Genomic DNA, 19,132 nt, shown 5'->3' with positions numbered 1-19,132 from the left:
TCGTACGCCACCGAATGCCCCCTTCAGACCACTCGTCCTACCTTAATGAACGCTCGACCACCCCGCCCCAGTTCCGCGTCTGCCCACGCCCGATAGGCTCAGGGTGTGGACCAGCCGCCTTCGACCCCCAGCGCCGCGGGCAACGCCCGCCGTCCCTGGATCGTCGGGGTGTCCGGGGCCTCCGGCACCCCGTATGCCGCGGCCGTGCTGCGCGCCCTCCTGCACGCGGGCGAAGCCGTCGACCTGGTGGTCAGCCGGGCGGCCCGGCTGACGATCCTCGACGAGACCGGGAGCCCCTTCCGCGACGCGCACTGGCGCGAGGACCTGCGCCGCTGGCTCGCGACCGGGGCGGGCGGCCGCAAGGACGCCTTCGACGTGCATCTGCCCGACGATGCCGTACGCCACTGGGCGGCGGGTGATCTCGCGGCGGGCCCGTCGTCCGGCTCGTATCCGGCGAAGGGCATGCTCATCGTCCCGGCCTCCACCGCGTGTGTCGCGGGGGTGGCGCTCGGGCTCTCCAAGGATTTGCTGCAGCGGGCCGCGAGCGTGACGCTCAAGGAGCGGCGGCCGCTGGTCGTCGCCGTGCGCGAGACCCCGCTGGCAGGTACGACCCTCAAGCACCTGGTCGCCCTCGACGAGGCGGGCGCCGTGGTGCTGCCGGCGTCGCCCGCCTTCTACGCGGGCGCCACCGGCATCCAGGACCTCGTCGACTTCGTCGCGGGCCGGGTGCTTGACTCGGCCGGCGTGCCGCACAAGCTCTATCGCAGGTGGGAAGGGGAGCTGGGGGCGCAGCACCCCGGGAGAGACAGCCGTGAGTGACGGAAGGCGCTACACCAACATGGACGAGGTCGACAGGCAGCTCATCAAGGCCCTGCGCGAAAACGGCAGGGCCTCGTATGCGGAGCTGGGCCGGCTGGTGGGGCTCTCGGGCCCCAGCGTCACCGACCGGATCAACCGGCTGGAGACGGCCGGCGTGATCACCGGCTATCGCGCCACCGTGGACGCGGCGAGACTCGGGCTCGGCGTGACCGCGCTGATCGGCGTGCAGCTGTCCGACGCGGTGGACCACGAGGACGTGGCGCACCGGCTGCGGGATGTCACCGAGATCGAGGACTGCTGGTTCATCGCGGGCGACGACTCGTACATGCTGAAGGTGCGTGCGGGCGACGTGGACGGCCTGGAGCGGACCATCCGGCGGCTGTCCGGCATCAAGGGCGTTTCCCGTACCCGGTCGACGATCGTGCTGTCGACCAAGTGGGAGCACCGGGTGGGGGAGCTGGCGGAGGACGTCGAGTAGCTCGACCATCCAGGCCCGTTACCCGTACAGCCCCTCGATCGTCTCCGCGAAGTCCCGCAGGATCCGCCGCCGCTTGAGCTTCAGCGACGGCGTCAGGTGGCCGCTGCGCTCGGTGAAGTCCTCCGCCAGCACCGTGAAGCGGCGGATGGACTCGGCGCGCGAGACCAGCAGGTTGGCCTCGTCCACCGCCCGCTGCAGGTCCTTGAGCAGCAGCTCGTCGCGGATCAGCTCGTCCACGGCGGCGTATTCGCGCTTGCGCATCGTGCGCCAGTGGGCGAGGCCGTCGTCGTCGAGGGTGATGAGGGCGGAGACGTACGGGCGGTTGTCGCCGATCACCATGCACTGGCTGACCAGCGGGTGGGCGCGCAGCCGGTCCTCCAGCGGGGCCGGGGCCAGGTTCTTCCCGGAGGCGGTGACGATCAGGTCCTTCTTGCGGCCGGTGATCGTCAGATAGCCCTCGTCGTCCAGCTCGCCGATGTCACCGGTCGGGAACCAGCCGTCCATCGTCGCCGGCTCCACCCGCTGCGTCGTCGCGTCCCAGTAACCGGAGAACAGCTGCCCGCCGCGCACCAGCACCTCGCCGTCGTCGGCGATCCGGACGGCGGAGCCCGGCATCGGCCAGCCGACGGTGCCGAGCTTGGGGCGCAGCGGCGGCGTCACGGTCGTGGCGGCGGTGGTTTCGGTGAGGCCGTAGCCCTCGAAGACCATGACGTCGGCGCCCGCGTAGAAGGCGGCGAGACGGCGGCCGAGCGGGGAGCCGCCGCAGATGGCGTAGCGGACGCGGCCGCCGAGGGCGGCGCGGATGCGGCGGTAGACGAGCAGGTCGTAGAGCTTGCGGGCGGCTCTGAGCGGGAGGCTGGGCCCCGGTCCCGTCCCGTGCAACTCGGCCTCGATCTCCTCCCCGTACCGGACCGCGATCTGCGCGGCGCGGTCGAAGGAGGCGGCGCGGCCCATCGCCTCGGCGGTGGCGCGGCCGGTGTTGTAGACCTTCTCCAGGACGTACGGGATGGCCACCAGGAAGGTCGGGCGGAAGCCGCTCAGGTCCTCCAGCAGATCCTCGGTGGCGATGCTGGGCGCGTGCCCGAGTTTCACCCGCGCCCGCATGCAGCCGATGGCGGTCATCCGGCCGAGGACGTGGGAGAGCGGGAGGAAGAGCAGGGTGGAGGCGGGGTCCTTGCTGACCGCCTTGAAGACCGGGTAGAGCAGCTCGATGGCGTTGTCGACCTCGGCGAAGAAGTTGCCGTGGGTGAGCACGCAGCCCTTGGGACGCCCGGTGGTGCCGGACGTGTACATCACCGTCGCGACGGAGTCAGGCGTGAGCTCGCGGCGGCGGCGCCGCACCTCGCTGTCGGGCAGGTGCCGCCCTTCGGCGGCGAGCCGGCTGAGCGCGCCGGTGTCCAGCTGCCACAGGTGGCGCATATACGGGACGTCGCGGCGCTCGGCGCTGAGCATCCGGGCCTGCTCGACGTTCTCCACGGCGCAGGCCACGGCGCCGCAGTCGTTGAGGATCCAGGCGGCCTGGAAGGCGGAGGAGGTGGGGTAGATCGGGACGGTGATCAGCCCGGCGGCCCAGGCGGCGAAGTCCAGCAGCGTCCAGTCGTAGGTCGTACGGGACATGATCGCGATCCGCTCGCCGGGGCGGAGCCCCTGCGCGATCAACCCCTTGGCGAGCGCCTGCACTTGCAGCGCGAACTCGGCGGCGGAGACGTCCTGCCAGCTGCCGTCCCGGTCCTTGCGGGCGAGGACGGCGGTCTTGGGCTCCGCGGCGGCGTTGTCGAAGGGGATCTCGGCGAGCGAGCCCCGGACGACGGCGGGGACGAGCAGCGGGACGGCGGCCTCGCGGGATCCGTTGTGTAACCCGAGGGCGGGCGGCGTCAGTTCGGGGACGGCGGCACCCGGCGTGAGGCGGTCGGTGACGAGTTTGTGGACAGGCGCGGTCTGTTGCGACATCAGCGGCCCCCGAAGAGTTGCACTGCATGGTGTAACCCGTCAGTAACCGTACTGACATTTCGTCTACGGGGGAATGCCGCGTCAAGCGCCTGCTGTGAGGGTTTTGAGCCCGGCGAAGCCGTCCCGCAGATGTTGTGTGAAGGCTTGCTCCTCCGCGTCTTCGAGCCAGCGCTCGAACGCGACCTTGAAAACGGCCATGCCCGCTTCCGCGGCGAGGCTCGCGGCCGGCTCCGCGATGCCGCGCTCGCGCAGCGCCGCGGCGAGCGCCGAGCCGAGCGTGGCGAGCTTGATCAGCTCGCGTTCCTGGAGCTCTGGGTGAGCGGCGATGAGGGCCTGCCGCTGCCGGACGAGGTCGCGGCGCCCGTCGAAGAGCTCCCCGGCAGCCTCCAGGGTCGCCGCCACCGCGGCCAGCGGCGCCGTGTCCTCCGGGATCTCCGCGAGCGTGCCGACCAGGCCGTCCTGCAGCGTGGTCCCGCCGAAGAGCACCTCACGCTTGTCGGCGAAGTGGCGGAAGAAGGTGCGCTCCGTCAGGCCCGCCCGTTCGGCGATCTCCTTCACGGTGGTCGCGTCGTAACCGCGCTCGCCGAAGAGCTCCAGTGCCGCCTGCTCGAGGCGGCCGCGCGCGTTGGGCGCCCATCTGACCATGCGCAGATCGTACGTGATGTCAGTGCCTGTCATCGCGTGCTAGTCTGATGTCAGTGACTGTCGTCAGATGGAGGTTTTGATCATGCGTGTTTTCGTCACCGGCGCGTCCGGCTGGATCGGCTCCGCCGTCGTGCCCGACCTGATCGAGGGCGGCCACGAGGTGCTCGGGCTGGCCCGCTCGGACGCCTCCGCCGACGCGCTGCGCCAGGCCGGCGTCGAGCCGGTCCGCGGCTCGCTCGAGGACCTGGACGTCCTGCGGGACGCCGCGGCCGCCGCGGACGGCGTGATCCACCTGGCGTTCAACCACGAAGTCGCCGTTCTCCAGGGCGACTTCAAGTCCGCGGCCGACGCCGACCGTGCCGCCGTCGAGGCGATGGGGGAGGCACTCGCCGGCACGGACAAGCCGTTCGTCCTCGCCTCAGGCACGCCCGTAGAAGCGGGGAAGGTGGCGACCGAGCGGGACGGGCACGACCTGCCGCCGCTCGACGCGGTCCCGCCGGAGGCGGCCGGCGCGGTCGCGCGGATGGCGACCGGGGAGTACGTGCTGGGCCTCGCGGGCCGCGGCGTCCGCTCGTCGGTGGTGCGCCTGCCGCGCACGAACCACGGCGAGGGCGACCACGGCTTCGTGGCGACGATGGTGCAGACCGCCCGCGACAAGGGCGTCTCCGGCTATTACGGCGACGGCGCCAACCGCTGGCCCGCCGTCCACCGCCTGGACTCCGCGCACCTGTTCCGCGTCGCGCTGGAGACCGCCCCGGCGGGCTCGACGCTGCACGCCGTCGCCGACGAGGGCGTGCCGCTGCGCGACATCGCCGAGGTCATCGGCCGCCATCTGGACCTGCCGGTCGAGTCCGTCCCGCCGGAGCGGGCCCAGGACCACTTCGGCTGGCTGACCATGGTGCTGACCGCCGACCAGCCCGCCTCCGCCACGCTCACCCGCGAACTGGTCGACTGGGCGCCGACGCAGCCGGGCCTGCTGGCCGACCTCGACCAGGGGCACTACTTCCGTACTAGCTGAGGCTCCCCGCGAGCAGCCGCAGCGCGTCCGCCGAGGCGGGGTCGCGCGGGGTGTAGACCTCGAGGCGGTGGTCGGGGCTGTCGGGCTGGAGCCAGACCTGGTAGTCGATGTCGGTGCGGCCGACGGTCGGGTGGCGGAGCAGCATCGGGCCCGTGGTGCAGTCGGCGACGTCGCCCTCCGCCCACAGGCGGGAGAAGTCGCGGCTGCCCATGGCGAGTTCGCCGATCAGCTCGGCGAGGGCGGCGTCGTCCGGGTAGCGGCCGGCGGTCAGGCGCAGGTAGCCGACGTGGATGCGGGCCAGCTCGTCCCAGTTGCGGAGGGAGTCGCGGGTGAGCGGGTCCAGGAAGAACATCCGCGGGACGGACGGGCGGCGGTCCGGGTCGCCGGGGGCGTCGAAGCCGACGTGTCCGGCGTGCAGGGCGTGGCCCGTACGGTTCCAGGCCAGCACGTCGCCGCGGCGGCCGAGGACGAGGGCGGGCATGGACTCGCCCAGTGACGACAGCAGCGCGAGCACCCGCGGGTGCGGCGTCTCGGGCTCGGGGCGTACGAGGCGCGAAGTCGTCGTCCGGCGGGCGAGGTTGTGCAGATGGGCCGACTCGGCCGGGTCCAGGCGCAGCACGCCCGCGAGCGCGTCCAGGACCTGGTCGGAGGCGAGGCCCGCCTGGTCCTGCTCCAGCCGCGTGTAGTAGCCGGCGCTCACCCCGGCGAGCTGCGCCAGCTCCTCGCGGCGCAGGCCCGGCACGCGGCGGGTGGCGCCGTAGGTGCGCAGCCCGATGTCGTCCGGCGTGACGCGGTCGCGGCGGGTCTTGAGGTAGGCACCGAGGCTCTCCAGCTGCATGTTCACGAGCCTAGGCCGGGCGGGCGGTGATCCGGGAGGCCGGAAGGTATCCCTGCGGGGTGTACCCACGACAGGTGGCTGGCTGCCCGGCGCGCGGCGGCGGACCGTCGTGACCATGAACGCACCAAGCGCAAACCCCGGACTGCGGGCCTGGCTCGGCCTGCTGGTGATCCTCGGCCCCGTCCTGCTGGTGGCCATGGACGGCTCGGTCCTCTTCCTCGCGATGCCGCAGATCTCCGCGGCGCTGTCGCCGACCGCCGACCAGTCGCTGTGGATTCTGGATGTGTACGGCTTCGCCGTCGGCTCGCTGCTCATCGCCTTCGGCAACCTCGGCGACCGCTACGGCCGGCTGAAGCTGCTCATGATCGGCACGGCCGCCTTCGGCGCCGGCTCGCTGGGCGCCGCCTTCGCCCCGACCCCCGAGCTCTTGATCGCCTTCCGCGCGCTGATGGGCATCGCCGGGGCCACGCTGCTGCCGTCGGCGCTGGCCGTACTCAGCGAGCTCTTCACCGACCGCCGCCAACGGGCCCGCGCGATCGGCATCTTCGCGGCCGCCTTCGCCGCGGGCTTCGCGATCGGGCCTGTCACGGGCGGGCAGCTGCTGAGCCACTTCTGGTGGGGCTCGGTCTTCCTGATCAATCTCCCGGTCGTGGCGCTCTTTCTCGCCCTGGCTCCGGTCCTGCTCCGGGAGGTCCGCTCCGGCGGTACGGGCCGCGTCGATGCCCGCAGCGTGGTGCTGTCGGCCGCGGGCACCCTGCTCAGCGTCTACGGGATCAAGCACCTGGCAGCGGCAGGGCTGACCGCCTCCGCGCTGCTCACCCTCGCGGCCGGAGTCGCCACCCTCACGGCCTTTGTACGCCGCCAACTGCGCCTCGACCAGCCGCTGATCGACTTCCGGCTCTTCCGCGACCGGCTCTTCGCGATCGCCGTCATCACCGGGCTGCTGCCGCTCGCCGCGTGGTCGGCGGTGGCGTATCTCGGCGGCATCTACCTGCAGTCGGTGCTCGGTCTGAGCGCCCTGCAGGCCGCGCTGGTCGCCCTCCCCGGCGCCGTCGTCCTGACGGTCACCGCCGTCGTCACGCCGATGGCCGTTGCCCGGATCGGCACCCGCGCCGCGCTGATCGCCACCCACTTCCTCATCGCCGGCGGCCTGCTTCTGCTGCTGCCGGTGGGCAGCGGCAGCGGGGCCGGCTGGTACGTCGCCGCCACCGTGGTCTCCGGCGTCGGCTACGGCATCTCCTTCGCCGTCGTCGCCGATACCGCCGTCGCCGCGGCACCGCCCGAGCGCGCCGGGGCCGCGGGCGCGATCGCCGAGACCAGCAACGAGATCGGCAACGCCCTCGGCATCGCCCTCCTCGGCTCGCTCGCCACGGTGCTGTTCCGGGTGACGGGCCCTGACCTGGCGGCCACCCTCCCGGAGACGCTCGAACTCCCCGGCCTCACCGGAGCGGCCGCCGCCGAGGCGAAGTCCGCCTTCACCACGGGACTGCAGGTCGTCGGTCTGGTGGCGGCGGGACTGCACGCGGCCCTGGGGGCGTTCACGCTGCGGAGCGTGCGCGGCCGTCCTCGCTCGCCGCAGCCGGTGGACCGGCGGGTGGGGCTGTCACAGGAGCCGCAGGCGGTTCCGTAGGTGCCGGCGTTCGGCGTCGGTCGGCGCCAGGTCGAGGGCCGCGCGGTAGCTCTCCCGGGCCGCTTCCGCGCGGCCCGTGCGCCGCAGCAGTTCGGCGCGGGTGGCGTGCAGCAGGTAGTACCCGTCCAGCTCCCCGCCCTCGGCGATCGCCTCGACCAGCGGCAGCGCCGTCTCTGGGTCCTTGGCCATGCCGATCGCCACGGCCCGGTTCAGCTCGGTGACCGGGCCGGGTGCGACGCGCGAGAGCTGCTCGTACAACCCGGCGATCTGCGGCCAGTCGGTCCGGTCGGCCGTCGGCGCGGTGGCATGGCACGCCGCGATGGCCGCCTGGATCTGGAACGGGCCTGCCCGGCGCCGCCGCAGAGTGCGCTCGAGGAGCGCCAGCCCCTCCGCGATCTCGCTCTGGTCCCACAGCGAGCGGTCCTGGTCCTCGAGGGTGGCCAGCTCGCCGTCCGCGCCGATCCGCGCCGGCCGCCGGGCGTCGTGCAGCAGCATCAGCGCGAGCATGCCCTGCGCCTCGGGTTCGTCGGGCATCAGCGCCGCGAGCACGCGGGCGAGACGGATGGCCTCCCGGGACAGCCGGGTCTGTTCCGGGTCGCCGTAGCCCTCGTTGAAGAGCAGATAGAGGACGTGCAGCACGGCGGGGAGGCGATCGGGCAGCAGGTGCGCCGGCGGCACCCGGAACGGGATGGCCGCGTGGGCGACCTTCTGCTTGGCGCGGAAGAGGCGCTGGCCCATGGTCCGTTCCGGTACGAGGAACGCGCGGGCGATCTCCGCGGTGCTCATGCCGGTCAGGCTGCGCAGCGTCAGCGCGACCTGGGCGTGCAGATGCAGCGACGGATGGCAGCAGGTGAACATCAGCTCAAGGCGCTCGTCCGGGATCTCGCTGTCGCGTGTGTACGCCGGCCCTTGCTCAGGTTCCATCGCCGCCACCTGCCGTAGCTTCGCCGCCTCGGTCGACGCCCGGCGGATGCGGTCGACGGCGCGATGCCGGGCGGCGGTGGTCAGCCAGGCCAGCGGCTGGTCCGGCACGCCCTGCTCCGGCCACTTCCGCAGCGCCTGCGCGAACGCGTCCTGCGCGCACTCCTCCGCCAGATCCCAGTCGCCGCCGGTGAACCGGATCATGGTGGCCACGATCCGGCTCCACCCGTCGGCGTAGATCCCGGCGATACGGTCCTTGGGCTCCACCGGGCCGGTCAGTCGTCCGCGTCGTCGGGCCAGAACGGCCGGAGCTCGATCATCCCGTGCCACGCCATCGGGTGCTTGGACGCGACCTCGATCGCCTCGTCGAGGTCGGCGCAGTCGAGGACGTCGAAGCCGGCCATCAGGTCCTTGGTCTCCGCGTGCGGCCCGTCGGTGAGCAGCACCTCGCGGTCGCGGACCCGCACCGTGGTGGCGTCGCTCGCCGGGCGGGTGCGGCTGCCCAGCAGCCGGATTCCCTTGCCGTCCATCTCGGAGACCCAGTCCTCGACGTCCGGCGCCCCGTCGCCCTGACCGGGTACGTAGGCCGGGTCGGTGCACACCAGCATCAGGTACTTCATCGCTTCGATCCCTTCGCGGTTCGGTTCGTCGTGGGAATGACGAACGGGCATGCCGCTCCACTACATGCTCTCGCGAAGATTTTTTACGGATACGCGAACGCCGGTGCCCGCGCCCCGGGAAGGGGACGCGGGCACCGGCGTGCGGTCCGTAACGGGCCGTACTAGGCCGTCGCGCCGACGGGCTGCCGCTGCTCCGGCTGCTCGGTCGCCGCGGGCGACTGGGCGTCGTCGTCCAGGTCCGACACATCGAAGCTGGTCGCCGAGGCGAACGCCTCGCGGTCCAGGATCTTCTCGCGGGCCGCGACGATGACCGGGACGACCGCCTGCCCTGCCACGTTGGTGGCGGTGCGCATCATGTCCAGGATCGGGTCGATGGCCAGCAGCAGGCCCACGCCCTCCAGCGGGAGGCCCAGCGTCGACAGGGTCAGGGTCAGCATGATCGTCGCGCCGGTGAGGCCCGCGGTGGCCGCGGAGCCGATGACCGAGACGAAGGCGATCAGGACGTAGGCCCGCAGCTCCAGGCTGACGCCGAAGATGTCGGCGACGAAGATCGCGGCGATCGCCGGGTAGATCGCGGCGCAGCCGTCCATCTTGGTCGTCGCGCCGAACGGCACCGCGAAGGAGGTGTAGTCCTTCGGGACGCCGAGCCGCTCGGTGACCTTCTGGGTGACCGGCATGGTGCCGACCGAGGAGCGGGAGACGAAGGCCAGCTGGATCGCGGGCCAGGCGCCGCGGAAGAACTGCAGCGGGTTGACCTTGGCGACCGTCGCCAGCAGCAGCGGGTAGACGCCGAAGAGGACGATCGCGCAGCCGATGTAGATGTCGGCGGTGAAGGTCGCGTACTTCGAGATCAGGTTCCAGCCGTAGTCGGCGATGGCGAAGCCGATGAGGCCGATGGTGCCGATCGGGGCGAGCTTGATGACCCACCACAGGGCCTTCTGCAGCAGCTCGAGAACGGTCTCGCTGAGGTCGATGACCGGCTGCGCCTTCGGGCCGAGCTTCAGCGCGGCGAAGGCGAGGACGGCGGCCATGAAGACGATCTGCAGGACCTTCAGCTCGGTGAAGGGCGTGATGATGTTCGTCGGGACGATCTCGTGCAGGAAGTCGATCCAGGACCCGGACTGGTCCGGCTTGGCGCCGTCCTTCGGGGTCAGGCCCGTACCGGAGCCGGGGTTGGTCAGCAGGCCGATGGTGAGGCCGATGCCGACCGCGATCAGCGAGGTGATGAAGAACCACAGCAGCGTGCGGGAGGCCAGCCGGGCGGCGTTGTTGACCTTACGCAGATTGGTGATCGACACCAGGATGGCGAAGAAGACCAGCGGCGCGACGACCAGCTTGAGCAGGTTGACGAAGGTGTTGCCGACCTCCTCGAGGGTGGTCTTCAGCCAGCTGACGTCGCCGCTGCGGGCGGCCCAGCCGAGCAGGACACCGATGACGAGACCGGCGATGATCTGCACCCAGAAGGGGATCTTGGGTATTCGACGAGACTTTTCCGGGGCGCCGGACTTGGACTCGGCGGCAGGGGCGGGCGTGGACACGCGGGCACTCCGTGGGGAAGAAGAGATGGGGAAGCCGGGGACCTGGCGGCGCAGAAAGCGCGCAGGTCAGCGGCCCATACAGGCCGCGGCCACGCGGCGGCAGAGGTCGACGTGCAGGCGCTCGACGAGCAGGGTGCTCGTCGGCTGCTGCGGCACGTAAGCGGAAGACCTCATGTCGAAAACGTTAACACCGGCGCTTTGGGATACTCAAAGCCAAGCTTTGGTATACGGCCCCACTGTGACCAGGTACACAGGCCTGGCCCGCGTGTCGCTACGTGCTGTTACTGCTGCGCGTCGTTCCGTCGCTCGGCGGCGGCGGCGTTGTCGACGGCCTCGTCCTCCATGTCGCGGTTCGCGTCGAGCCGCTCCTTCGCACGGTCCATGCGGCCGACGATCTGCGCGGACATCTCGTCCCGCTGGCGCCGCAGCAGCACGAGGCTCAGCGGCATCGAGACGACGAGCGCGAGCAGCAGCACCCACAGATAGTTGGAGTCGCCCAGGCCCGCGGGCAGCACCCGCAGCCGGACCAGGCCGGCGAGGACGATGAAGCAGACGGCGAAGATGCCCAGACGCATCGCGGTGTAGCGGAGGGCGGCGCTCGGCTTGGGGGTGCTCACGGCGGACAACTTCTCTCTCCTGCAATACGGGGCTTACGGGGCTTCCTCCCCTTCGCTCCCTAAGTATGCAGGGGCAGCCACATGGTGATGTCGTCGCGGTCCCCGTCGTCGGTACGGATCGCCCCCGGCACCCGCCCGACCTCCTTGTATCCGCACGCGGCGTAGAAGTGCTCGGCCCCGGTGCCGCCGCGGCAGGTGAGCCGGATCCCCTCGATGCCGCCGAACCCGCGGGCGGCCTCGGCGACGGCGGCCATCAGCGCGCGGCCGCTGCCGCCGCCCTGCTGCTCCGGGTGCACCATCACGGTGTAGACCCAGATCCAGTGCTTCATCAGCCGGTGCCCGTTGAAGTACACGAACGCGCTGGCGGTCACCCGCCCGTCCTCCTCGTCCCGCCCGACGAGCAGCCGCGCCCGCCCCTCGGCCATGGCGACGAGATGCCGCACGAGCTCGGGCCGTATCTCCTCCGGATCGGTCCCCGGCAGAAACCCGACGGCCCCGCCCGCGTCGGTGACGTCCGACCAGAGGGCGAGGAGCTGATCGCGGAGCGGGCGGTCGATCGGGGGGTCGAGCTGGAAATGCATAGGAGCGAGGCTAATCCGGGCCGTACCCCTCGGGGGCAGGCGTCCCGCATGGCGGGACGGGTGGGCCCGGACGTTTCCGGCGGCCGCCGATGCGACCGGCACGCGGCCGCTCAGAGGCGCATTGCCTGCGGCGTCTCACGCAAAGACGCGTCCGGCCCCGGGTGCTCGGCGACGACCGCGTAGGACGCACCCCGCTCCACCGGACGGAAGCCCGCCTCCCGGATCAGGATGACCAGGTCCTCATCGCTGAGGTCGCCCGCCAGCTCATCCGCCCCGTGCTGCAGCGCCAGCTTCGCGCCCTGCTCGCCGTCGGCGTCGGCCGAGGTCCGCAGGTGCGGGATGGTGTCCACCAGCAGGCGGGCGACGGCGTACGTCTTCAGCGTCTGGGCGCCGGTGACCGCGTCCGAGGCGCGGGTGGGGACCAGGACCTCGAAGCCCTCCTGCTCGCGCAGCGCGAGCAGCTCATCGACGAGCTCGCCGGCGTCGGCCCCGTACGACAGCGGCGCCTCGACGGCGTCACCCGCGCCGAAGAACCCCGCGTCCCCGTGCCGCGCCGTGCGCACCCCGTGCGCGAGGCCGCCCAGCCACGCCAGGTCCCCGGACTCGTAGAGCGCGATGCCGTCGGCCCGGTCGAGGCGCTCTCCGCTCGCGACCTTCTTCTCCAGCTGGCGCTTGAGCTCCGCGTTCATGATCCGTTACGCCCCATCCCTGCTCGGTGCCGTCAGGCAGAGCGTACGTGGTTGTCACCTCGCTGACAGAACGGCCCTGGACGACTGTCAGTCCGGCGACTTACCGCCGCGCGCAAGACCGCCGACCCTTGCGTCGTGTCTGGAACCCGTCGCCTCAGGCGCCCCCGCCGCAAGCTCGCCGCCGTGCTCCTGGCCGCCGCTCTCGCGCTCACCGGCGGCGCCCTCAGCACCGCCGCGGACGCCGGCACCACGCCGGTCGCCGCCGACGACGGCGCCCGGATCACGCAGACGACGCAGGCGGGCGCGCAGGCCGTGGACCTGACCGTGCAGTCCCCGGCGCTCGGCGGCAAGTCCGCGCCGGTACGGGTCCTGCTGCCGAAGTCGTACGACGCCGAGCCCAACCGCACGTATCCCGTGCTCTATCTCCTCCACGGCGCCGACGGGAAGTTCTCGGACTGGACCGAGCAGACCGACGTCGAGGAGTTCATGGCGGACAAGGACGTCATCACCGTCATCCCCGACGCCGGGCCGACCGGCATCGTCAGCAAGTGGTGGAATTTCGGCAGCAACAGCCCGGACTACGACACCTTCCAGAACACCGAGGTCTGGCAGCTGCTGCAGAAGAACTACCGCGCGAACGGCACCCGTGCCGTCGCCGGCATCTCCTCCGGCGGCTACAGCGCGATGGCCGCCGCCGTCCGGCACCCGGGCACGTACACCGCGGCCGCCTCGTACAGCGGGATTCTCGACACCCTCAACACCGGGATGCCGACGACCGTGTCCGCGATCGTCGGCCGCGAGGGCCTCTTCCCCACCGGCCTGTGGGGCGGCCCGCTCCTGAACCGGTCGACCTGGAAGGCCAACAACCCCTACACCCAGGCCGAAAAGCTCAAAGGCCTCGGCCTTTACGTCTCCCAGGGCACCGGCTTCGGCCCGAACAAGGACTTCGCCAACCTCATCGTCGGCGGCGTCCTCGAGGGCGCCCTGTGGGTGCAGGCGCACAGCTTCACCGACCGCCTGAAGGCCCTCGGCATCCCGGCGACGGTGCACTTCTACCAGGGCGGCTCGCACGAATGGCCGCATTGGCAGACCGAGTTCAAGTCCAGCTGGCCGGTGCTGGCGAAGGGGCTCGGGGTGCAGTAGACCGAGCCCCCGCACCGTCTCAGCCGCAGTTACCCGCGGCCGGCTTTCCGGCGAAGCGGTCGCCCAGCCAGCTCAGCGCCGACGGGGTCTCCGCGATGACGCCGCTGACGTGCTCAAGCACCGGGATCGTCTTGTACGACACCGGCGCCCCCTTCGCGCACCAGTCGGCCCGCAGGCCCTCGCCCAGCGCGCGCGGGATCAGCTCGTCGTTCTGCGCGTGGTAGAGGTACACCGGCGCGTCCGGGGCGGTCCCGCCGAGCTTGGACTCGGCTAGCCGCGCCTGCCAGTCGGGCTGTTCGAGGGGGTTCTTGGTCGTCACGTCGGTGATCTTCGTGAAGGCGCCGGCCACCGCGTTGACGGCGACGCAGTTCTTCTTGATCGTCCCGACCAGCGAGCGGCCCCGGTCGTTCAGATACGAGTCGAGCTTCAGCTCAGGGAAGGCGGCGTTCTGGCCGACCGCCGCCATCAGGATCAGGCCCGAACCGAGCCCGCCGTCGTTGAACTCGGCGGCCTTCATCAGGTCCGCCGGCACCCCGCCGGTCGCCGTGCCCTTGACCTTCAGCTCGGGCGCGTACGCCTTGTGCAGCTGCGCCGCCCAGCTCGCGGCCTGGCCGCCCTGGGAGTAGCCCATGATGCCGACGGGCGAGTTCTCGTTGACGCCGGCTGCCCGCGCGCCCGGCACCTTCTGTGCCGCCCGCGCGGCGTCGAGCATCGCGGTGCCGGCGGCGCGGCCGACCGTGTACGTGTGGTCGCCGGGGGTGCCGAGGCCCTCGTAGTCGGTGACGGCGACGGCATAGCCGCGCTGGATCGCCTGGGCGATGAGGTTGCCCTCGAGCGTCGTGCCGTACGGGAAGCCCGCGGACGGGGCGCAGCTGTCGTCTATGCCGACGGTGCCCACGGCGTAGGTGATCAGCGGGCGGGTGCCGGTGCGGCCGTCGCGCGGCACGATCACCGTGCCGGAGACGGTGTTCGGCTTGTCGGTGCCGGAGGTCGATCCGTATTCGATGTGCCAGGCCTTGGACAGCTGCGGGTTGAGGGTGCGGAAGTCTGTACTGGACGTGGTGACCAGGTCGCCGGGGGCGGCGGCCGAGGCGGTCGGGGCGGCATCCGCGATGCCGGTGGCCGGGAGCGCGAAGGCCAGCCCGAGTGCCGCCGCGATGGCGGCGAGCTTGCGGCTCATGAAAGCTCCGTTCGTCTGCTGTGAGGGAGCAGGTCGGACGAGAAACGTAATGACGCATCAGTAACGAGCGGGCTGTCCTTAGGGCTCAGCTTTGCTGACCCGATGTCTCACAGCCGCCGCGATACGCCCCCGGCGTCGTCCCCGTCCAGCGCCGGAACGCCCGGTGGAACGACGCGTCCTCCGCGAACCCCAGCCGCGCCGCCAGCCCCGCGATCGGCTCCTGCCCCTGGGCGAGCGAGGTGATCGCCGCGTCCCGCCGCACGGTGTCCTTCAGCTCGGTGAACGACGTCCCCTCCGCCTCAAGACGCCGCCGCAGCGTCGCCGGGCTCACCGCGAGACGCCCCGCGACCTCGCGCAGCTCCGGCAGCCGCGGCCGCCGCCGGCCACCGTCCCGCAGCGCGGCGGCGAGCGCGTGCCGCACCTGTTCGCTCACCGTCGTGCCGTATTCGCGCCGGGACAGCAGATCCGCGGGCGCCCGGCGGAGCAGCACCTCCAGCTCGCTCTCTTTCCGTACGACCGGGGCGGCGAGCCAGTGCGCGGCGAAGCGCGCCTCGGTATGGGCAGCGCCGAAGCGCACCGGGCAGCCGAAGAGCGCCGGGTACTCGTCGGCGTACACCGGCGGGGGGAAGCCGAAGTCGGCGGTGGCGAGGGGTATCCGGCGGCCGATCAGCCAGCTGGAGAGCCGGTGCCAGATGACCATCAGGCACTCGGAGAGGAACGGGTCGTGGAACTCGGCCTCGTTCCGTATCGCCAGCACGGCTTCGGCGCCGGGGGCACTGGTATCGCCGGGATCGCTGGGGTCGCCGCGCACCTCGAGCGTCAGCTCGGGCCCGCCGGGAAAGAGCGCGTAGAACCGCGCCGCCCGGCGCAGCGCGCCCCGCAGATCGCTGCAGCCGATCGCCGCGTAGCACATCATCGCGAAGGTGCCGCGCTTGCTGCGCGCCGGGCCGAGGCCGAGGAACTCGTCGTCCATCACCACATGCAGCGCCTGGATCAGCCGGGTGAACTGCTCCGGCGTCACCCGCGCCCGGTCGTCGGCGAGCAGCAGCGGCGCGATCGCGGCGTACTGGAGCAGCGGCAGCGTGTCCAGGCCGCGCCGCTCGACGCCACGGAGGGCGGCGCGGACGTGGTGCACGGTGACGGTTCTGCCCCCGTTGTGCTGCCCGTTGTCGTGCTCCCGCGGCTCGCCCATGGCTGCACGGTAGTCCTGATGAGCTGTCAGGTCAGCGTAGGTGACACTTCCGGCCATGACCGGACGGATCACGGCTGCCTAGCTTCTTCTACGGAGGTGGAGCCGATGACCGAGCCACAACGCCCCCGTACCCTCGCGCTCTTCACGGAATGGACCGCCGACCGCTTCGGTGAGCTGCCCGCGCTGCGCGGCGGCCCCGAGGCGGTCCCCGATGTCACGTACGACGAACTGCGCGACCGCGTCCGGCGGATCGCCCGCGGCCTGATGGGCCTCGGCGTCCGCAAGGGCGACCGGGTGGCGATCCTCGCCGAGACCCGGCCGGAGTGGACGTACGCGCACTTCGGGGTGCTGGCCGCCGGGGCCGTGCTGGTGCCGGTCTATCCGACGGCGGGCGATGAAGAGGTCAGCTGGGTGCTGTCGGACTCCGCGGCCACGGCGATCCTGGTCGAGGACGCCGCGCAGGCGGAGAAGGTGGCGCGGCTGCGGGACAAGCTGCCGGAGCTGCAGCACGTGGTGCACATGACCGGCGAGGACGCGCCGCTGCGTATGGACCGCGTTCCCGAACCCGCCCCGGAGGCGGACCAGCTCGCCCGCGCCGAATCCGTCACGGACGACGACCTGTCGACGATCATCTACACCTCCGGCACCACGGGCCTGCCCAAGGGCTGCCGCCTCACGCACGGCAACTCGTCCGCCATCCGCGACGCCACCGAGGGCTTCCAGCACATGGGCCCGGGCGACTGCACGTACATCTACCTCCCGCTCGCCCACCTCCTCGCCCAGCTCACCGAGATGGCGACGCTGCTGGCCGGCTCGACGCTGCACTTCTTCGGCGGCCGGATCGAGAACATCGTCGCCGAGCTCGGCCAGGCCCAGCCCACCCATCTGCCGTCGGTCCCGCGCCTCTTCGAGAAGGTGCACTCCCAGGTCCAGGCGCTCGCCGAGAGCCAGGGCCCGGACGGCAAGGACCGTTTCGACGCGGCGATACGCACCGGGGTCGAGGTGGACGAGCTGCGCGCGGCCGGCCAGGAGCCGGCGGGCGAGCTGCTGGAGCGCTACGAGGCGGCCGACGCCAAGCTCTTCAGCCTGGTCCGCGGCGCCTTCGGCGGCCGGCTGCGGCACGCCAACTCCGGCGGCGCCCCGATCGCCCCGCAGACCCTGGACTTCCTGCGGGCGTGCGGCATTCCGCTGTACGAGGGGTACGGGATGACGGAGTCGGCGGGGATCATCTCGCTCAGCCACCCGGACGCCTGCCGCCACGGGGCGGTGGGCAAGCCGATCCCGGGCTGCGAGGTCCGTATCGCCGAGGACGGGGAGATCCTGGCCCGCGGCCCGATGATCTTCTCCGGCTACCACGCGAACGAGGCCGCCACGGCGGAGGCGCTGGACCCGGACGGCTGGCTGCACACCGGCGACCTGGGGTCCCTGGACGAGGACGGCTATCTGCGGGTGACCGGCCGCAAGAAGGACATCGTGATCACCTCGGCCGGGAAGAACCTGACGCCGTCCCTGGTCGAATTCGGCATCCAGCAGTCGCGCTGGGTCTCCCGGGCGATCATGATCGGCGACCGGCGGCCGCATCCCGTAGCGCTGATCACGCTGGACGAGGAGGAGGTCGGCCGGCTGGGCCTGACCGGGCCGCCGGCGCGGGAGCCGCGGGTACGCGAGCTGGTGCAGGAGGCGGTCGACGCGGCGAACGAGAAGGTGGCGCGGCCCGCACGGATCCGGAACTTCGCGATCCTGGACGAGGACTTCTCGATCGACTCCGGCGCGCTCACCCCGACGCTGAAGGTGCGGCGGGCGGCGGTGGCACGGCTGTACGCGAAGGAGATCGACGCGCTGTACGAGTAGGGGCGCTGCCTGCGGGAACACGAAACGGCCCGGGACCGAAAGGTCCCGGGCCGTCTCAGGTGAGAATCAAAAGCTCAGCTTCAGCTGGGCTGCACGTTCTCCGCCTGCGGGCCCTTCGGGCCCTGCGTGACGTCGAAGGTGACGATCTGGTTCTCCTCAAGCGAACGGAAGCCGGTCGCGTTGATGGCGGAGTAGTGGACGAAGACGTCGGGACCGCCGCCGTCCTGGGCGATGAAGCCGAAGCCCTTTTCGGCGTTGAACCACTTGACGGTTCCGGTAGCCATAAGCCCTCCTTGGGCCTAAAAGGGTTGCCCTCTGCTCCAGAACCTACAAAGAAGTCTGAAAACTACAAAAGCCTGCGGCGTCAGTAGCTCCGCAGGCTCTGTACTGCAAGGGAAACCTAACTGCAACTTGCGCCGAGCCTAGCACGCAGCCGCCGGGCGCGGAAGAGGACAAGATCACGTTTCAGTGAACCCCCGCACCCTCGTGCGGTTCCCGGCAGGCGTAGCCTGCGAGACGTGACTCCTACCCGGCCACGAGTCGGCCACATCCAGTTCCTGAACTGCCTGCCGCTGTACTGGGGCCTCGCCCGCACCGGCACGCTGCTCGACCTCGAGCTCACGAAGGACACCCCGGAAAAGCTCAGCGAGCGGCTCATCGACGGCGATCTCGATATCGGTCCCGTCACCTTGGTCGAATTCCTCCGGCACGCGGATGATCTCATCGCGCTGCCGGATATCGCGGTGGGCTGCGACGGCCCGGTGATGTCCTGCGTGATCGTTTCCCAGGTCCCGCTCGACCAGCTGCACGGCGAGCGGGTGGCGCTCGGCTCCACCTCGCGCACCTCGGTCCGCCTCGCCCAGCTGCTGCTCGCCGAGCGCTACGACATCGCGCCCGACTACTTCACCTGCCCCCCGGACCTGCGCCTGATGATGCAGGAGGCCCAGGCCGCGGTCCTGATCGGCGACGCCGCCCTCCGCGCCTCCCTGCACGACGCCCCCGAGCTGGGCCTGCACGTCCACGACCTCGGCCAGATGTGGAAGGACTGGACAGGCCTCCCCTTCGTCTTCGCCGTCTGGGCCGCCCGCCGCGACTACGCCGAACGCGAGCCCGAACTCGTCCGCGAGGTCCACCGCGCCTTCCTGGAATCGGTAGAACTCTCCGGCGAAGAGGTCACGAAGGTCGCCGAACAGGCCGCCCGCTGGGAAGCCTTCGACGCCCCCCTGCTCGAGCGCTACTTCACCACCCTGAAATTCACCCTGGGCACCCGCCAACTGGCAGGCATCACGGAGTTCGCCCGCCGAACGGGCCCCAACACGGGCTTCCCGGCAGACGTGAAGGTGGAGCTGCTCCCGGAGAGCTGAGCGGGCGCTTGGTTCGGGCCTCTAAGCTGGCGTGGGTACAGGGGACTTGGGGGTTGGG

Annotated in this window: 19 protein-coding genes; 7 read left to right on the top strand and 12 right to left on the bottom strand. The window is 71.4% G+C overall.

Going from position 1 to position 19,132, the window contains the following annotated elements; all coding sequences use genetic code 11:
- Positions 1-105 precede the first annotated feature (105 nt).
- Both G5C51_RS07155 and G5C51_RS07150 read left to right on the top strand, forming a co-directional pair.
- Positions 106-819, top strand: a complete 714-nt coding sequence (locus G5C51_RS07155) for a UbiX family flavin prenyltransferase (RefSeq protein ID WP_165233530.1) — start codon at positions 106-108, stop codon at positions 817-819.
- Between the two features lie 19 nt (positions 820-838).
- Complete coding sequence (locus tag G5C51_RS07150; RefSeq protein ID WP_165233666.1) at positions 839-1,297, top strand: Lrp/AsnC family transcriptional regulator; 459 nt, start codon at positions 839-841, stop codon at positions 1,295-1,297.
- Between the two features lie 18 nt (positions 1,298-1,315).
- Here G5C51_RS07150 and G5C51_RS07145 read toward each other — a convergent pair whose 3' ends face one another.
- Together G5C51_RS07145 and G5C51_RS07140 are read right to left on the bottom strand one after the other, a co-directional pair.
- Positions 1,316-3,247, bottom strand: coding sequence for an AMP-dependent synthetase/ligase (locus G5C51_RS07145; protein WP_165233527.1), 1,932 nt, complete (start codon positions 3,245-3,247; stop codon positions 1,316-1,318).
- An 81-nt stretch (positions 3,248-3,328) separates the two neighbouring features.
- On the bottom strand, positions 3,329-3,892 hold the full coding sequence (locus tag G5C51_RS07140) for a TetR/AcrR family transcriptional regulator (protein WP_165233663.1): 564 nt from the start codon (positions 3,890-3,892) through the stop codon (positions 3,329-3,331).
- An 82-nt stretch (positions 3,893-3,974) separates the two neighbouring features.
- Here G5C51_RS07140 and G5C51_RS07135 point away from each other — a divergent pair, with 82 nt between their 5' ends.
- Positions 3,975-4,910, top strand: a complete 936-nt coding sequence (locus G5C51_RS07135; protein WP_165233524.1) for an SDR family oxidoreductase — start codon at positions 3,975-3,977, stop codon at positions 4,908-4,910.
- On the opposite strand, the gene G5C51_RS07130 is transcribed toward G5C51_RS07135, so the two are convergent.
- Entirely contained in the window at positions 4,903-5,748 is an 846-nt protein-coding gene (locus G5C51_RS07130; protein ID WP_206313546.1) for a helix-turn-helix transcriptional regulator, read from the bottom strand. The genes G5C51_RS07135 and G5C51_RS07130 overlap by 8 nt on opposite strands.
- 115 nt (positions 5,749-5,863) lie before the next feature.
- On the opposite strand from G5C51_RS07130, the gene G5C51_RS07125 reads away from it, so the two are divergent.
- Positions 5,864-7,378, top strand: coding sequence for an MFS transporter (locus G5C51_RS07125; protein WP_165233516.1), 1,515 nt, complete (start codon positions 5,864-5,866; stop codon positions 7,376-7,378).
- On the opposite strand, the gene G5C51_RS07120 is transcribed toward G5C51_RS07125, so the two are convergent.
- The 6 genes from G5C51_RS07120 to G5C51_RS44245 all read right to left on the bottom strand — a co-directional run bounded on the left by G5C51_RS07120 (position 7,352) and on the right by G5C51_RS44245 (position 12,344).
- Positions 7,352-8,566, bottom strand: a complete 1,215-nt coding sequence (locus G5C51_RS07120; RefSeq protein ID WP_338118040.1) for an RNA polymerase sigma factor — start codon at positions 8,564-8,566, stop codon at positions 7,352-7,354. The genes G5C51_RS07125 and G5C51_RS07120 overlap by 27 nt on opposite strands.
- Before the next feature lie 8 nt (positions 8,567-8,574).
- Positions 8,575-8,970, bottom strand: a complete 396-nt coding sequence (locus G5C51_RS07115; protein WP_240929447.1) for a YciI family protein — start codon at positions 8,968-8,970, stop codon at positions 8,575-8,577.
- 110 nt (positions 8,971-9,080) lie between these two features.
- Positions 9,081-10,457, bottom strand: coding sequence for a cation:dicarboxylate symporter family transporter (locus tag G5C51_RS07110; RefSeq protein ID WP_165233513.1), 1,377 nt, complete (start codon positions 10,455-10,457; stop codon positions 9,081-9,083).
- 281 nt (positions 10,458-10,738) lie between these two features.
- The gene (locus tag G5C51_RS07105; RefSeq protein WP_165233510.1) at positions 10,739-11,074 is read right to left on the bottom strand and encodes a DUF4229 domain-containing protein; all 336 of its coding nucleotides are present in this window, start codon (positions 11,072-11,074) and stop codon (positions 10,739-10,741) included.
- Positions 11,075-11,133: 59 nt separating this feature from the next.
- A complete protein-coding gene (locus tag G5C51_RS07100; protein WP_165233507.1) occupies positions 11,134-11,655 on the bottom strand; it encodes a GNAT family N-acetyltransferase in 522 nt (173 codons plus the stop codon).
- Positions 11,656-11,765: 110 nt separating this feature from the next.
- On the bottom strand, positions 11,766-12,344 hold the full coding sequence (locus G5C51_RS44245) for a hypothetical protein (protein ID WP_165233505.1): 579 nt from the start codon (positions 12,342-12,344) through the stop codon (positions 11,766-11,768).
- 135 nt (positions 12,345-12,479) lie between these two features.
- Here G5C51_RS44245 and G5C51_RS07090 point away from each other — a divergent pair, with 135 nt between their 5' ends.
- The gene (locus G5C51_RS07090; protein WP_165233503.1) at positions 12,480-13,487 is read left to right on the top strand and encodes an alpha/beta hydrolase-fold protein; all 1,008 of its coding nucleotides are present in this window, start codon (positions 12,480-12,482) and stop codon (positions 13,485-13,487) included.
- 19 nt (positions 13,488-13,506) lie between these two features.
- Here the strand turns inward: G5C51_RS07090 and G5C51_RS07085 are convergent, their stop codons facing one another.
- The gene (locus tag G5C51_RS07085) at positions 13,507-14,667 is read right to left on the bottom strand and encodes a lipase family protein (RefSeq protein WP_165233501.1); all 1,161 of its coding nucleotides are present in this window, start codon (positions 14,665-14,667) and stop codon (positions 13,507-13,509) included.
- Between the two features lie 85 nt (positions 14,668-14,752).
- Positions 14,753-15,859 carry an AraC family transcriptional regulator gene (locus G5C51_RS07080; RefSeq protein ID WP_165233499.1) on the bottom strand — a complete coding sequence of 369 codons (1,107 nt, stop codon included), beginning with the start codon at positions 15,857-15,859 and terminating at the stop codon, positions 14,753-14,755.
- A gap of 105 nt (positions 15,860-15,964) precedes the next feature.
- Here G5C51_RS07080 and G5C51_RS07075 point away from each other — a divergent pair, with 105 nt between their 5' ends.
- Positions 15,965-17,710: an AMP-dependent synthetase/ligase gene (locus G5C51_RS07075; RefSeq protein WP_165233497.1), complete on the top strand. Its 1,746-nt coding sequence runs from the start codon at positions 15,965-15,967 to the stop codon at positions 17,708-17,710.
- Positions 17,711-17,790: 80 nt separating this feature from the next.
- Here the strand turns inward: G5C51_RS07075 and G5C51_RS07070 are convergent, their stop codons facing one another.
- The gene (locus tag G5C51_RS07070) at positions 17,791-17,994 is read right to left on the bottom strand and encodes a cold-shock protein (protein ID WP_165233495.1); all 204 of its coding nucleotides are present in this window, start codon (positions 17,992-17,994) and stop codon (positions 17,791-17,793) included.
- 225 nt (positions 17,995-18,219) lie between these two features.
- Between G5C51_RS07070 and G5C51_RS07065 the strand changes: the two genes are divergently transcribed.
- Positions 18,220-19,074, top strand: a complete 855-nt coding sequence (locus tag G5C51_RS07065; RefSeq protein WP_206313550.1) for a menaquinone biosynthetic enzyme MqnA/MqnD family protein — start codon at positions 18,220-18,222, stop codon at positions 19,072-19,074.
- Positions 19,075-19,132 lie beyond the last annotated feature (58 nt).

This window comes from Streptomyces coryli (genome assembly GCF_011044975.1).
Lineage (GTDB): Bacteria > Actinomycetota > Actinomycetes > Streptomycetales > Streptomycetaceae > Streptomyces > Streptomyces coryli.
This window is presented reverse-complemented; position numbering and strand designations above follow the sequence as displayed.